Origin of the sequence: Paraglaciecola arctica BSs20135 (genome assembly GCF_000314995.1) — a bacterium.
In the GTDB taxonomy this organism is placed as follows: Bacteria; Pseudomonadota; Gammaproteobacteria; order Enterobacterales; family Alteromonadaceae; genus Paraglaciecola; species Paraglaciecola arctica.
This window is the reverse complement of the sequence record NZ_BAEO01000065.1, coordinates 212,864-227,810: the sequence shown is the minus strand read 5'-3', so window position 1 is coordinate 227,810 and position 14,947 is coordinate 212,864. Positions and strand designations below refer to the sequence as shown.

Below are 14,947 nucleotides of genomic sequence, written 5' to 3'. Positions count from 1 at the left end.
TGGTGCCGACTACCGGAGTCGAACTGCTATGAGGCTTAGCTACTGATTACAAGTCAGTTTGAAAATTCTGAAAGAAAAGTGGTGCCGACTACCGGAATCGAACTGCTATGAGACTTAGCTACTGATTACAAGTCAGTTTGGAAATTCTGAAAGAAAAGTGGTGCCGACTACCGGAGTCGAACTGCTATGAGGCTTAGCTACTGATTACAATTTGCGTTTGGACAAAACTAGGAAAGAATGGTGCCGACTACCGGAGTCGAACTGGTGACCTACTGATTACAAGTCAGTTGCTCTACCAACTGAGCTAAGTCGGCACACAGGGTAAATCTTTCTGGGTGACGCTACTTTTGGGTTGTTGGTAAACTGCTTAGTAGCAGCTAATCCCTAAAGCGAGCGCCATTGTATTCATAATTTAAATGTTGTCAATCAAATAACAATATTTTCTAAACGAACGCTTAAAGTTTAATCAATCTGGCGGCTTCGTCTTTCAACATAGGGAAATTTTCAACAGGTAGGTATTCGGCTAAAGCCTGCATTGTTTTACCTAATTCTGAATAATTATCTGCACATAAATTAAAGTGGCCCATCTTGCGCTTTTTCCGTGGGGTTTTACCATACCAGTGTAAATGGCAACCAGGAATGCTGAGCATATCGCGGGAGAAGGCTTTGCAACCTATGATGTTGATCATGGCAGTAGGTGATGTGACTTTAGTTGAACCTAAAGGCAACCCTCTTACCGCTCTAAGATGATTTTCAAATTGACAAGTATCTGCGCCTTGCATGGTCCAGTGTCCTGAATTATGCACCCGTGGCGCTATTTCATTAACCAGTAATTGTTGTCCAATTTGGAAAAACTCAACTGACAATACACCTACATAATCTAGTGATTCTGCTAGTTTATTAAAGATGGTTTTTGCTTGTTGGTTAAGAGCTTCGTCAACTTGTGGTGCAGGAGCAATAGATACATGTAATTGACCTTGGTAGTGTAAGTTTTCGGCAAGAGGGTAATAAGCAATATCACCATTGCTACTGCGCACTGCAACCAATGAAAGCTCGCGATCAAAATTGAGCATCTTCTCTACCACTAAAGGGATCTTGTGCAAGTCTAATTGCGACAATTTTTCCTTTAACTCAGGCAATTGGCTTTTGTTTTGTAAACGCCATTGTCCGTAGCCGTCGTAACCATCTCTGCTGGCTTTAATAATCAACTTTTCGCCAAGTTTTTCAACTGCTGCATCTAGTTGTTCTACTTCGGTAATAATTTCAAACGGGCAGTTGTCTATAGCCAGTTTTTCAAGCAATTTTTTCTCACGAACTCTATCGGCACCGGTCAGAATGGCCTCGACACTAGGTTTAAGTTTGCCACTTCCATGGACTAACTCGAGCAGATCTTCAGGAATATGTTCAAACTCAACAGTGATCGTATCGACTTCTTCTATCAGTCTATTGAGGGAGTTGTTGATAACCTGCTTAGTAACGGGATCGACAATTTTGTTATCTGCCACATCTACTGCCTGAACACTTATTCCAAGTGGGTAGCCAGCTAAAGCCATCATTCTAGCCAATTGGCCAGATCCAAGAACTAATATGCTCATTTATACGATCTCACGTTAGCTTTTATCATAGAGAGGGAAGGATTAGTTCATCTTGCGCCAGTACAGTGGCAGTTTGCTCGGCTCGAAAATCTTTAATGGCTTGCTGTACATCTGGGTTTTGCAGGCCGATGACTTGAGCGGCGAGCAACCCCGCATTTGCTGCACCTGCTTCGCCAATCGCTAAAGTGCCTACTGCAACTCCTTTGGGCATTTGCACTATAGAAAGTAGTGAATCAATACCGTTCAGTTGGCTTGAGCGAACTGGTACACCAAACACTGGTAAATGAGTATGTGCAGCTATCATACCTGGTAAATGCGCCGCACCACCTGCACCACCAATAATGACTTGGTAACCCTGACTAGCAGCTTGTTCGGAGAAGTCTGTGAGTAGATTTGGTGTACGATGAGCAGAGATAACTTTGGCCGTATAACTTACGCCAAGCTTCTCTAACATGAGTGCTGCGTTTTGCATGGTAGGCCAATCAGACTTTGAGCCCATTACTATCACCACATTTGGCATATCTTTCTCTCTTAAATCACATTTTATGATTTAGGGGAAACCAATCCCCCTAAAATTTTGGACGCGTATTGTAGCCTATCGTAATCAGCATAGAAACCACCTGTATCAGTGGTTTAATTTAATGCAATTTCATGTAATCCAAGGTTAAGTCTGTGAGCAGTTTTACACCGGTTTTCATGCCTGAATCGTCAACATAAAACTCTGGAGTATGGTGAGCTGGGGCTTGGTCTGCTGGGACATCCAAAGGTTTACCACCCACCCACAGGTATAGTCCAGGTACTTTTTCTTGGAAAAACGAAAAGTCTTCGGCGCCCGTTACCGGTTTGCTATAAATGACATTGTCGCGGCCGGCACTTCTAATCAGTGTAGGTACCATTTTTTCAGTGAGTGCAGGATCGTTGTAGGTGATGGGATAGTAATAATCTAAAGGTAAAGTCACTTCAACTTCAGCGCGCATACTGTCAGCAATACCTTTAACTTTTCTTGGCAGTGCTTCATACATGTGTTCACGTGCCGCTTTGGTTAAGGTGCGAATGGTGCCGACTAATTCAACTTCATTAGGTATAATATTCGAGCGGTTACCACCATGAATGGAGCCAATTGTTACCACGGCTGCTTCATCAATGAGTTTAATTTCTCGGCTTACAATAGTTTGCAAACTCATAATGATTTGTGCTGCTGTGGTGATAGGATCAACACTCAACCAAGGGTAAGCACCATGGGCTTGTTTGCCTTTTATCACTATTTTAAAAGGATCAACCGCAGCCATAGCGCCACCTTCTTTGTAACGTAATTTGCCCACGTCTATCTCAGCACTGATATGTAAACCAAAGATCACGTCTACATTAGGGTTTTGGAGTACACCTTCTTCAACCATCAACTGGGCGCCTCCTTTTTCACCTCTAGGCGCGCCTTCTTCTGCGGGTTGAAAAATAAACTTCACTTTGCCCCGTAGTTGGCTTTTTATATTTACTAAAATTTCAGCAGCACCCATCAGCATAGCAACATGAGTATCATGTCCACAGGCGTGCATCACTGGCACATCGTTACCTTCAAGCTCGCCACGTTGAAGCGATTTCCAAGGTAAATTGCCTTGTTCAAGCACTGGTAGCCCATCCATATCTGCTCGAAGTGCAATGACTGGCCCTGGTTTGCCACTATCGAGTATTGCTACTACACCTGTTATTGCTACTCCAGTTTGTACTTCTAAACCAAGGCTTTTAAGGTGTTTAGCTATATATTTTGCGGTTTCGAATTCTCGGTTGGATAGTTCAGGGTTTTGGTGTAAATGATGACGCCACTTAATAACTTGCGGTTCGATATCCTTAACCATTTGCTCGACGTTCGGGGCTGCGAATATTCTAGGCGTGAAAGTTAAGAGTAACAATACGGCGGGTATTAGCTGTTTCATTGATGATCGACTCTAAGTGAACGAATGTCTAATATGTTAAAAGCCCATCAGCTTGTCAAATGTTAAGGAAGGAGCAGACTATGGATAAGCCCTAAAAAGCATAAAAAAAATCCGCTTGCAGTTTCCTGAAGCGGATTTTTAACGGTATACAAAAATATTAGCTTCTTTGTTTGCGCATAGCAGTAAAGAATTCATTGTTGGTTTTAGTCATAGACAACTTACCGATAAGAAATTCCATCGCATCTATCTCAGACATTTCATGGACTATTTTGCGCAATATCCACATTTTTTGTAATTCGTCTGGTGTCGTTAACAACTCTTCACGACGGGTACCAGAACGATTGTAATCAATGGCTGGGAATACACGTTTCTCAGCAATTTTACGGTTCAGGTGTAATTCCATATTACCTGTACCTTTAAATTCTTCATAAATAACTTCATCCATTTTAGAGCCAGTATCAATCAATGCTGTGGCAATAATGGTTAAGCTGCCGCCTTCTTCGATGTTACGTGCGGCACCAAAGAAACGTTTAGGTTTGTGCAATGCGTTGGCATCAACACCACCAGTTAATACTTTACCTGATGAAGGTATCACTGTGTTGTAAGCTCGTGCTAAACGGGTAATAGAGTCGAGCAAAATAACTACGTCTTTTTTGTGTTCGACTAAACGTTTGGCTTTTTCGATAACCATTTCCGCTACTTGTACGTGGCGGCTGGCTGGTTCATCAAAAGTAGAGGCTATTACTTCACCGCGTACCAAGCGCTGCATTTCTGTTACTTCTTCTGGGCGCTCATCAATCAACAACACCATTAATAAACATTCTGGATGATTAGCGGCAATCGATTGGGCGATGTTTTGTAAAAGTAATGTTTTACCTGCTTTGGGCGGTGCGACTATCAAACCACGTTGACCGCGGCCAATTGGAGCCGCTAAATCTAAAACTCGAGCAGTGATATCTTCGCTACTACCATTACCACGTTCCATAATTAAACGTTCGTTGGCATGCAGGGGAGTTAAGTTTTCGAATAAGATTTTATTACGTGCATTTTCAGGGCGGTCATAATTGACCTCGCTGATTTTTAATAATGCGAAGTAACGTTCGGTATCTTTTGGTGGGCGTATTTTCCCAGCAATAGTATCGCCAGTGCGCAGGTTGAAGCGTCTGATCTGACTAGGCGAAACATAAATGTCGTCTGGCCCTGCTAAGTATGAAGAGTCGTTGGAACGCAAGAATCCAAAACCATCTTGAAGAATTTCCAGTACGCCATTACCAAAAATGTCTTCACCGCTTTTAGCGTGAGATTTAAGGATAGAAAAAATAATGTCTTGTTTACGAGCGCGAGCCATGTTTTCTAGCTTCATTTCTTCGGCTAGGCTAACCAGTTCGCTGATCGGTTTGTTCTTGAGTTCCGTTAGGTTCATAATTGGTGGGTCTTTATGCTAGAAGCTTGTCTTTAAAGCCAGTTTGATTGAGTGATTCAAAGGTTTTTACTTATTTATCTCTGATTTGAGCGAAGTATAGGGGTGTTCAGGTGTGAACAACATAAAAGTTAGCACCAAATAATTGCTGCGTCCAGTGAATTGTCTGCTTGTTAGTTGATTTAACGCCACTATAAATCCCTTGTTTAAAATATCGGTCAATTGTAAAAAAACTTAATAACAATTTATTTACAATAAGAATGGGGGCTGCGGGCATGTTGTTGGTATTTTTATCTAAAAAAAAGCTCAGCAACTGCTGAGCTTTTTTATTTCATTTTGTAATAACAAAGACTAGATGTTTTCGTTCAAAAACTCTAAAAGTTGCGCTTTTGACAATGCGCCTACTTTAGTTGCCGCTACATTACCGCCTTTAAATAACAATAATGTAGGGATACCTCTTATGCCATACTTAGGTGGCGTTTCGTTATTTTCATCGACATTCAGCTTGCCAACTGTTACTTTGCCGTCGAATTCGTCAGCCACTTCATGCAGTATTGGTGCGATCATTTTACATGGACCACACCATTCTGCCCAAAAATCAACTAACACAGGACCAGCAGCATTGATAACATCGGCCTCGAAACTATCATCAGATAACTGGATAATTTTGTCGCTCATTCTTTTCTCCGTAATTTTTTCTCTGGCTGAGATGACTCAGCGCGGTTATGATTGTTATATAGAAACTGGTTTTTAATGCAAGCAATGATAAGCTATAAGCTATGCCAACTACACATTTAACTGATACAAAATTTTCAGACTTACCCATTAATCCAAAGGTTGTAGAGGCGCTAACTGCGGCTAATTTCAGCCTTTGTACACCCATTCAAGCTTTGAGTTTACCGCCCTTACTTGAAGGCCATGATCTTGCCGGTCAAGCGCAAACAGGAACAGGTAAAACCATCGCATTTTTGGTTGCCACTTTCCATTATTTGTTGACTAACCCTCAAGACTCAAAACGTCAGCCTAGGGCAATCATCATGGCACCTACCCGTGAGTTAGCGGTGCAAATCTTTAATGATGCAGAACTACTTAGCCAACACACAGGTTTGACCCTTGGTTTGATTTATGGGGGCGAGGGATATCAAAGTCAACGGGAGAAGTTGCAAGGTGGAGTAGATATTATTATCGGCACCACTGGTCGTATTATCGATTACTACAAACAAAATATCTTTTCATTAGCCGCTATTCAGGTTGCGGTATTAGATGAAGCTGACCGTATGTTTGATTTAGGCTTTATCAAAGACATACGTTATTTGTTTAATAGAATGCCAAAACCCACCGAGCGCCTAAGTATGCTGTTTTCTGCTACTTTGTCTTATCGCGTTCAGGAGTTGGCATATGATCACATGGACAATCCTACTCATGTACAGATTGAGCCAGAAAGAAAAACGGCAGAACGCGTAAAAGAAGAACTGTTTTATCCATCAGATGAAGATAAACCATACCTACTTCTTACTTTGATGGAAGAAGAATGGCCAGATAAAGCCATAGTTTTTGCAAACACTAAACACGGTTGTGAAAGAATTTCTGATTGGTTAGAAGCTGATAACCACAGAGTCGGTTTGTTAAGTGGCGATGTACCTCAAAATAAGCGCCTAAAAATACTAGAAAACTTCACCAGTGGAGTACTTGATGTTTTAGTGGCAACAGATGTTGCAGCTCGTGGTTTACATATTCCTATGGTAAGTCATGTCTTTAACTACGACTTACCTGATGATGCAGAGGATTATGTGCATCGTATTGGTAGAACAGGTCGTGCTGGAGAAAGCGGAAGTTCAATTAGTTTTGCTTGTGAGAAATACGCACTGAACTTACCGGCGATTGAGGAATATGTTCAACACTCAATTCCCGTTACTGAATATAACCCAAATGATTTGATGCGTGATGTCACCCCACCTAAACCTCGTTTTAAAAAGCGCATGCAAAGTGGTAAAAGTCACCAAAAACGTCCTTCAGGTCCACGTCCAAATCGAAATAGATGAATAACAATACCGAAATCATTGCACCCTTTTCTCAACCCGAGCAATTGTATGCCGCTGTAGATTTAGGCTCCAACAGCTTTCATATGGTGATTGTGCGGGTTGTGGCTGGTAGTGTGCATATTATTGGTAAGGTGAAACAAAAAGTGCGTCTTGCCGCTGGGCTAGATAAAAACATGGTGCTCGATCAACCCAGCCTGGAAAGAGGTTGGAGCTGCTTAGAAACTTTCGCCGAACGCTTGCAGGATATCCCCCTTTCAAATATCAAAATTGTTGGCACTGCCACTCTACGCTTGGCAGCCAACGCTGACGTATTCATCAAAAAAGCTGAAAAAATTCTCAAGCACAAATTAAATGTAATTGATGGTGAAGAAGAAGCCAGACAAATTTACTTAGGCGTGGCCTATACCTCGGCAAATCAGGGCAATTCTTTGGTGATCGATATTGGAGGGGCAAGTACAGAAGTCATAGTCGGAAATGACATGACCCCTATCCATTTAGTCAGCATGAACATGGGTTGTGTTACCTTCAAAGAGCGATTTTTCGCCGATGGTAATATAACCAAACGGAATTTTGATCGTGCCATTAAAGAAGCTAAATCCTTATTAGAGTCTGTTATAGATGATTTTATCAGTTTTGACTGGCAGCAATGTTTAGGCGCATCAGGTACGCCGCAAGCCATTACTGAAATTTTGATGACACAAGGTATCAGTGACTCTATCCGCAAAGACTATCTGTATAATCTAAAACAGCAATGTATTGATTGTGTGACAATCGACCAGTTGCAAATAGATGGATTGACGGAATCTAGACGGGCAATTTTCCCTAGTGGATTGGCCATATTGATTGCCCTGTTTGAGCAATTAAATATTCAGGAAATGCAGATATCAGGTGGTGCACTTCGCGAAGGACTTATTTATGGCATGTTAGATAACATGCAACAAAATGACCGCAGGTTACAAACACTTGAGCAATGTATTGAACGTTTCCATATGGAGTACGAACACGCTAATCGGGTTAAAGGCATTGCCCTTGGTCTGTTTAAACAAGTGCAAAACCAAATTGTCTTAGGCAAGGTGGACTGCGAAGCGATATTGATAGCTGCGGCCATGTTGCATGAAATTGGGCTGCACATTGAATACAAATTACACCATCAACATGGCGCATACATACTTAGCCACTTGCCTTTAGTGGGGTATACTCAACAGCAACAAGCTGGCATTAAAACCTTAGTGCAATGTCACAGACAAGAAATAGTGCTTGGATTGTTTGACTCATTCCACCCAGAAGTGCGTCAAGCGCTTCTGGTATTAATCAGAGTATTACGTATATCTTGCTTACTCTCCATCCGTCGCAAAGACAATTTGCTAGCTGATTTTAGTTTAGTTATATCAGATGAAAAGTGGACGCTCACTTTCCCTAAAGGTTGGCTAAAATCACACCCTTTGATAGATGCTGAGCTCGCTAACGAAAAGTGGCAACAGCATAGAGTGGGCTGGGTATTGGAGTGTTTTTAAATTTCTTATCGGATTAATCTATACCAAGCAAGCATCCAAATAATTAAAGCAATTAAAACTTTATTGTCTATTTGTTAAACGAAGTTCCTTAGCTTTGTCTCAAAAGTATTGCAGCCTGTTTAGCAAAATAAGTCAAAATACCATCTGCCCCAGCACGTTTAAATGCCATTAATGATTCGAGAATGACTTCATCTTCATTTAGCCAACCATTGGCAAACGCGGCTTTGTGCATGGCATATTCACCGCTGACTTGATAAGCAAAAGTGGGCACTTTGAATTCGTGTTTGCAGCGTCTGACTATATCTAGGTAGGGCATGCCGGGTTTGACCATGACCATGTCTGCACCCTCTTGTAAATCCAATGCGATTTCGCGCATCGCTTCGTCTGAGTTGGCTGGATCCATTTGGTAGGTCTTTTTATTGCCGCCCTTAATGTTACCCGCTGAACCGACCGCATCTCTAAAAGGTCCGTAGTAACTGGAAGCATATTTAGCCGAATAAGCCATGATACAGGTATTGATAAAGCCATTGCTTTCCAGTGCTTGGCGCAGTGCTCCGACGCGACCATCCATCATGTCCGATGGTGCGACAATGTCAGCTCCAGCTTCTGCGTGAGACAGGGCTTGTTTAACTAAAACCTCAATAGTTTCATCGTTTAACACATAACCCTGTTCATCAATCAGACCATCTTGGCCATGAGAGGTAAAAGGGTCTAGGGCGACGTCTGTAATAACGGCAATGTCAGGTACTGCTTGTTTGATAGCGCGCACCGCTTTTTGCGCCAAACCATCGGGGTTAAATGCTTCGCTGGCACACAATGACTTGGCTTGCATCGGTGTCACAGGAAAAAGTGCTATGGCAGGAATACCCAGTTCTACAAGTTCATGTGCTTCTTTGACTAACAGATCAATCGATAATCGATCTACACCCGGCATCGAAGGTATCGCTTCTTTTTGATTGACGCCCTCTAATACAAACATGGGATAGATTAAGTCACTACTAGTGAGTTGGTTTTCGGCTACTAACCTACGGGTAAAATCTTGTTTACGTAATCTGCGCATACGATTATTGGGGAATTGTTCTATCATGATTTATCCTACTGTTGAATGGCGTCTAAATAACTGCCTTGCACATTATTTCGACCTGCATTTTTGGCTGCATAAAGTTGTCTATCTGCCAAGGCTAGAATAATGTCTTCTGCTTGGTTTAAATCAGCTATTGCGGTACCTATACCGGCACTAATAGTAATATTTACCGATACATTTTCGGCTTGTATGGTAGTTTTTTCTATTTCATTTCTAAGCTGTTCTACTAGGGTCAAAGCACCTTCTAAATTAGTACTAGGTAGAATTAGAGCGAATTCCTCACCTCCGTAACGACAGACATCATCACTGGGCCTTTTTAACGCCTTTTCCAGAGTGTGGGCTACTGCTCTAATACATTCATCGCCCACTAAATGGCCATACTGGTCATTCACGTTTTTGAAATGATCAATATCCATCATTACTACAGACAATTGGGTTTGTTCACGTCGACTTCTGCGTACTTCGGCTTGATATTTTTTATCAAAATAACTGCGATTACGGATCCCTGTCAATGCATCTAAGGTGTTTTTTTGTTGTAGCTCGCGGTTAGTTTCTGATAACTCACGAAGAGCAATTTCTAGCTCTAAGGTTCGTTCTTGTACTTTGTATTCGAGATCTTCGGTGGCATTTTCTTGTAATGCCAACATATCTTTTTGTGCATGTTGAACTTGGCGTTCTTGGTTCAGCAGCTCTGCTTGCGTGTCCAGCAATGTTTGACGTTGTTGATCGTGGCTAATAGCCAAAATAAGGGCTAGCAGCACCGTTTCTATTGCTGCCCCTATCATTAATAGGTAGTAAGAAGGCATGTTAAAATTAACGATGTTGAGTGCATCCAAGCTTAAGACAAAGCCACTGACGATCAGTATTGCCCACGCCAATGTATAATATCCCGCTATAGCTAAACCTTTTACCCACAACCAAATTGCTACGGCTAAAAGAAGTACTCCACTGGCGCAGAACATCAGTAAAAAAACTTTGATAAAAACCTGTAGTGAAATAAACAAACTAATAACTAAGCCTAATAGAAAAGCAAAAGCTGACATTTTAAGAATTTTGCTAAGCCTTGTACTGTAGGCTCTGACATTGAGCAACAGATCACAAAATATAATCGATAAGCACACAGTTAAGTTGGCAAAAATTCCTATTGCATGTTGCTGAAACCAAGGAGAGTTAGACCAAATGTAGCGATAACCAATACCTTGTAGCGTTGACAAGGTTAACGCCAAAAAAATAACATAACCGGCATACACCAAAAAAGTAGGGGATCGGGTAGTAATGAAAAATAGTAGGTTACTTAACCCCATTGCCAGCATCAGTCCCAAAAATCCACCCATGATCAAGCCATTTTTGCTGGCAAATCCTAAGTAGTCTTGTTGCTGCCAGATATTTAACGGTAAACGCATCATGCCTTTAGAGTAAGCGTTGAGATATACTTCTACAGGTTGCACATTTGTAGGCAGCGGGAATAGAAAATTCTCATGGTCAACAGCACGTTGTGCGAAAATCAGAGAATCGCCTACCATGTACTCGGCCAGTACTTTGTTATCTTGCACAAACCAAAGGTTAATGCTGTCCAGCAAGGCATAGTCAATTTCTAATAGCCAGCTTTGTGATGGGTCGAGGTTATTTAGGGTAAATTTAAACCAATGTAATTCATTGGACATGTCGAGTGAAGTTAAGTCCTGGTTTTGCTGCTGCCAAACATTGTCGGAGATGCTCAGAATATTAGAAATCGAATATTGTTTTTTTGTATCAACTAAGTGTTCAATGTCCTGCACCACTGTATGGTTTGGACGCATAGGGCTGAAAAAACTTGTTGCCGCTATAATAACTGCAGCGCAAAAAATACTGATGATTAACAACAGCCAGTTTTTATTTAGTTTCACATTAAGTGGATTATTTGGCATGACTAACGTTGCTGCTTGAAATATTAAACAATGCCTGTGTATTAGCTTGGCTCGCTAGCTGTAACGTTTTGATATCAGTTGCCATTAAATTCGCAACTTCGGTTGCCACAAAAGGTAGATAAGCCGGTTCGTTATTGCCATTGTCTACTTTACGGTTGTTGGCCAGACCCTTGGGGCGTAAGTAAGGTGCGTCGGTTTCTAATAAAATACGATTTAATGGTAGCGATTTAACAGCTTCCCGAAGGGAGTGACCACGTTTAAGATCACATACCCAACCGGTTATCCCAATATACAGATCCAAATCTAAATAACGATTCATCTGTTCAGTATTTCCAGTGAAACAATGAACTACGCCTCCTTTTAATTCTTTTCGATATTTTGACAGTAATTCAATCTGTGCATCAAAAGCATCTCGCTCATGCAAAAAAACTGGTAAACCTAATTCACAGGCTAACTTTAGTTGTTGCTCAAAGGCAAAGAGTTGTTCTTTGGGGGTGGAAAAGTTTCGATTAAAATCCAAACCACATTCGCCAATTGCCGCAACACGATCAGACTTGGCTAAGATTTTTAATTCATTGATTGTTTGCACGTTAAATTGACTAGCATCGTGGGGATGGACACCAACGGTAGCCGATAAGTGGTTGGGGTATTTTTCTGCTAACTGAATCGCCTTCTGGCTCTTGTCTAAACTAGTACCGGTAATAATAATATGGCTAACATCTGCGGCCAACGCGCGTTCAAATACTGGCTCAAATAACAAACGTTTGTCAGTAAAGTTAACCCCAATATCACACCAGGACATTCATCTACCTCATTCGCTTAGTACAACAAAGGGGGACTCGATTGTGAGCGTTTGATTTTTTGACTTGGTTACAGGCGAGTGTGAATTTAGGCACATCAAAATCGCCACAATAGATTTTGTAATATAGATCAAGAGTTTTCCTGCTGCTCTTGATCTGCTTTTTTACGAGAATAAAAACTGCCTACAACTATACCAAACTCATATAAAATCCACATAGGTATGGCAAGCAAAGTCTGAGAGATGATATCCGGAGGCGTAAGCAACATGCCCACCACAAAAACCCCCACAATGACATATGGACGCTTTGCTCTTAGTGCATCTGGGGTGGTGATGCCTGTCCAGCACATCAAAACTACTGCCACTGGAATTTCAAAGGCCAAACCAAATGCGAAAAATATCTTAAGCACAAAATTAAGGTAACTACTGATATCGGTATTGATCACCACGCCTTCGGGCGCCACGCTGGAAAAGAACGCAAAAGCTAAAGGGAAAACCACATAGTAGGCAAACGCCATGCCTAAGTAAAACAACAGAGTACTGGAAAATAATAAGGGAGCGACCATGCGTTTTTCGTTTTTATATAACCCAGGTGCCACAAACCCCCAAATTTGGTAAAGCACCACAGGGATAGCAATAAAAAACGACAACACCATAGTTAGTTTAAAAGGTGCAAAGAAAGGAGACGCCACGTCTGTGGCAATCATTTGTGCGTTTTCAGGCAGAGTATCTAGTAAGGGCGTTGCTAACCAGTGATATAAATCCTGGGCGAAATAAACCAAGCATAAAAATACCACAAACACACTGACAACAGCCTTTAATACACGGCCTCTGAGCTCAATTAAATGAGCAATTAAGCTATTTGGTTCAGCTATCACAATTACTCTTTAGAATAAGGTTTTTGAACGGATTTGGCTGCATCGCGAAGTTCATCAACAGACTTTTGCAATTCAGGAGAAAGATTTTCTAAGTTTTGTTGTTCGGCTTTTTTCAAATTCTCATGCAATTCATGAATTTTGAATTGCTGCTCGACTTCCTGTCGAAAGCCGTTGGCCATGCCTTTAATACTGCGCACTGTTTTCATGGTTGAGCGAATAGCGCCGGGTAACCTTTCTGGTCCCAACACCACTAAACCTACTACAGCAATAATTAACAGTTCGAAAAAGCCGATATCAAACATTAATTATGCTCTTTTTGTTCGCTCTTAGTTTTCTGAGCTGTATTTTCTGCATTTCCTACATCATTAGTCGATTTGTCTTCAACTTTCTCTTCAGCAACAAAATCAGCATCCTTTCCTTTATCATCTTTATCATCATCGCTCATGGCTTTCTTAAAACCTTTCATCGCTGAACCTAAATCACCACCTAAACTGCGTAGTTTTTTAGTGCCAAAAAGCAATACTACGATAACCAAAATAATCACTAACTGCATGGGACTAATGCCAAACATAAAATACTCCTAGAGACTGTAAGATTTTCATTATACTTAGCTTATTTAAAAGGTCACTGGATTTGATTGGCTAATCTAGATTGTTTGACATTAAATACCAATTCTTATTAACAAATTGCACGCTGTGATTGAGTAATTGTTTGGATCAATAGGTATGAACCACTAATTGAGTTAATCTTAAACCTGTTAACGCCCATTGCTTGCCTATCAACATTAAGGATAAGTGTGAAAAGAGTTTTTTTATTATTCGTTGCCGGCATAACACTTATGTCAAGACTCAACGCACAAGAGACTGAACAAGTAGCCCAACTAAAGGCGGAACAAACGGCTGAACAAAAGACTGAACAAGAATACCAATGGTTAGATACCATGCACCAGAATATAGCCTCTTCAGTTAACTCGAGCGCGTTATGGTTTGATGATTTCTTTGCACTAAAAGATTTTGATAATCGAGAAGAAGCTTATGGTGAAGCGCGAATTCGTTTGGGCTGGGAACCAAGAAGTCGTCAATTAAATGAATTTGAAACACGCATTAAAATTAGTGTTAAATTACCAAACTTAAAAAATCGCGCTGATCTGGTTTTATCTGATTATGACGACGATAGACCAAACAATGATATCCAAGCATCTGGTAATAATGAATCCGTAGATAAAAATCGTTTTAGTTTAGCGATACGCTGGCGTAGTAGTCCTGATAGTGGATTATCTCACCGTTTAGGTTTGGGTCGTCGATTGCAGGCCTTTGTCAAAAGCCGTTATCGCAATTCGCATTTGTTGTCTGAAAAAACCAACTTACGTTGGGAAACATCAGCATATCTTTATAGTAATGACGGCTTAGGTGCCAATTTCTCATGGCAGTTAGATTACAACGCTAGTACCCATTCAATATTTAGATGGAATAATAATTATTATTTCAGGGACCGCACTAATGATTGGTTATGGCAACATAGCTGGCAAAAGTTGACTCAATTTAATGAAAAAAATGCCTTGATAGCAGGGATTTATATTGAGGGGTTAAGTCGACCTAATTATCATTTAGATGAGTATTTGATCAGTTTAAGATGGCGTAAAAACACCCTGCGTAAGTGGTTGTTTTATGAGATAGAGCCTTTTGTTTTGTGGAGACGTGATGAGCAATTTTCGGCCTCTTATGGTATCGCGTTAAGACTTGAGGGGTATTTTGGTGACATATAGACTTGTTGCTGG

General features: G+C 41.0%; 14 protein-coding genes and 1 tRNA gene. 3 read left to right on the top strand and 12 right to left on the bottom strand.

The features are described 5' to 3' along the window. Window positions 1-238: 238 nt before the first annotated feature. From GARC_RS23500 to trxA, 6 genes are all read right to left on the bottom strand, one after another. Window positions 239-314, bottom strand: a tRNA-Thr gene (locus GARC_RS23500). Between the two features lie 141 nt (window positions 315-455). Next, window positions 456-1,595, bottom strand: a complete 1,140-nt coding sequence (locus GARC_RS23495) for a 5-(carboxyamino)imidazole ribonucleotide synthase (RefSeq protein ID WP_039990389.1) — start codon at window positions 1,593-1,595, stop codon at window positions 456-458. A gap of 25 nt (window positions 1,596-1,620) precedes the next feature. Then, complete coding sequence (gene purE, locus GARC_RS23490) at window positions 1,621-2,115, bottom strand: 5-(carboxyamino)imidazole ribonucleotide mutase (RefSeq protein ID WP_007625285.1); 495 nt, start codon at window positions 2,113-2,115, stop codon at window positions 1,621-1,623. Between the two features lie 118 nt (window positions 2,116-2,233). After that, the gene (locus tag GARC_RS23485) at window positions 2,234-3,526 is read right to left on the bottom strand and encodes an amidohydrolase (protein WP_007625283.1); all 1,293 of its coding nucleotides are present in this window, start codon (window positions 3,524-3,526) and stop codon (window positions 2,234-2,236) included. Window positions 3,527-3,683: 157 nt separating this feature from the next. Next, complete coding sequence (gene rho, locus GARC_RS23480) at window positions 3,684-4,949, bottom strand: transcription termination factor Rho (protein WP_007625281.1); 1,266 nt, start codon at window positions 4,947-4,949, stop codon at window positions 3,684-3,686. A 348-nt stretch (window positions 4,950-5,297) separates the two neighbouring features. After that, a complete protein-coding gene (gene trxA / locus GARC_RS23470; protein ID WP_007625278.1) occupies window positions 5,298-5,624 on the bottom strand; it encodes a thioredoxin TrxA in 327 nt (108 codons plus the stop codon). A gap of 101 nt (window positions 5,625-5,725) precedes the next feature. On the opposite strand from trxA, the gene rhlB reads away from it, so the two are divergent. Both rhlB and GARC_RS23460 read left to right on the top strand, forming a co-directional pair. Beyond that, complete coding sequence (gene rhlB, locus GARC_RS23465) at window positions 5,726-6,988, top strand: ATP-dependent RNA helicase RhlB (RefSeq protein WP_007625276.1); 1,263 nt, start codon at window positions 5,726-5,728, stop codon at window positions 6,986-6,988. Then, the gene (locus tag GARC_RS23460) at window positions 6,985-8,502 is read left to right on the top strand and encodes a Ppx/GppA phosphatase family protein (RefSeq protein ID WP_007625273.1); all 1,518 of its coding nucleotides are present in this window, start codon (window positions 6,985-6,987) and stop codon (window positions 8,500-8,502) included. Before rhlB ends, GARC_RS23460 begins: the two co-directional genes overlap by 4 nt. 88 nt (window positions 8,503-8,590) lie before the next feature. Here GARC_RS23460 and hemB read toward each other — a convergent pair whose 3' ends face one another. The 6 genes from hemB to tatA all read right to left on the bottom strand — a co-directional run bounded on the left by hemB (window position 8,591) and on the right by tatA (window position 13,741). Beyond that, on the bottom strand, window positions 8,591-9,589 hold the full coding sequence (gene hemB / locus GARC_RS23455; protein WP_007625272.1) for a porphobilinogen synthase: 999 nt from the start codon (window positions 9,587-9,589) through the stop codon (window positions 8,591-8,593). Window positions 9,590-9,597: 8 nt separating this feature from the next. Next, window positions 9,598-11,493, bottom strand: a complete 1,896-nt coding sequence (locus GARC_RS23450) for a sensor domain-containing diguanylate cyclase (protein ID WP_007625271.1) — start codon at window positions 11,491-11,493, stop codon at window positions 9,598-9,600. Then, complete coding sequence (locus tag GARC_RS23445; protein WP_007625270.1) at window positions 11,483-12,295, bottom strand: TatD family hydrolase; 813 nt, start codon at window positions 12,293-12,295, stop codon at window positions 11,483-11,485. Before GARC_RS23445 ends, GARC_RS23450 begins: the two co-directional genes overlap by 11 nt. A gap of 128 nt (window positions 12,296-12,423) precedes the next feature. Next, a complete protein-coding gene (tatC, locus tag GARC_RS23440) occupies window positions 12,424-13,167 on the bottom strand; it encodes a twin-arginine translocase subunit TatC (protein WP_039990431.1) in 744 nt (247 codons plus the stop codon). A 5-nt stretch (window positions 13,168-13,172) separates the two neighbouring features. Then, window positions 13,173-13,472 (bottom strand): Sec-independent protein translocase protein TatB, encoded by a 300-nt coding sequence (tatB, locus tag GARC_RS23435; RefSeq protein WP_007625267.1) that lies wholly within the window; start codon window positions 13,470-13,472, stop codon window positions 13,173-13,175. Beyond that, window positions 13,472-13,741, bottom strand: coding sequence for a twin-arginine translocase TatA/TatE family subunit (gene tatA, locus GARC_RS23430; protein WP_007625257.1), 270 nt, complete (start codon window positions 13,739-13,741; stop codon window positions 13,472-13,474). Before tatA ends, tatB begins: the two co-directional genes overlap by 1 nt. 369 nt (window positions 13,742-14,110) lie before the next feature. Here tatA and GARC_RS23425 point away from each other — a divergent pair, with 369 nt between their 5' ends. Next, window positions 14,111-14,935: a hypothetical protein gene (locus tag GARC_RS23425; protein ID WP_039990430.1), complete on the top strand. Its 825-nt coding sequence runs from the start codon at window positions 14,111-14,113 to the stop codon at window positions 14,933-14,935. Window positions 14,936-14,947 lie beyond the last annotated feature (12 nt).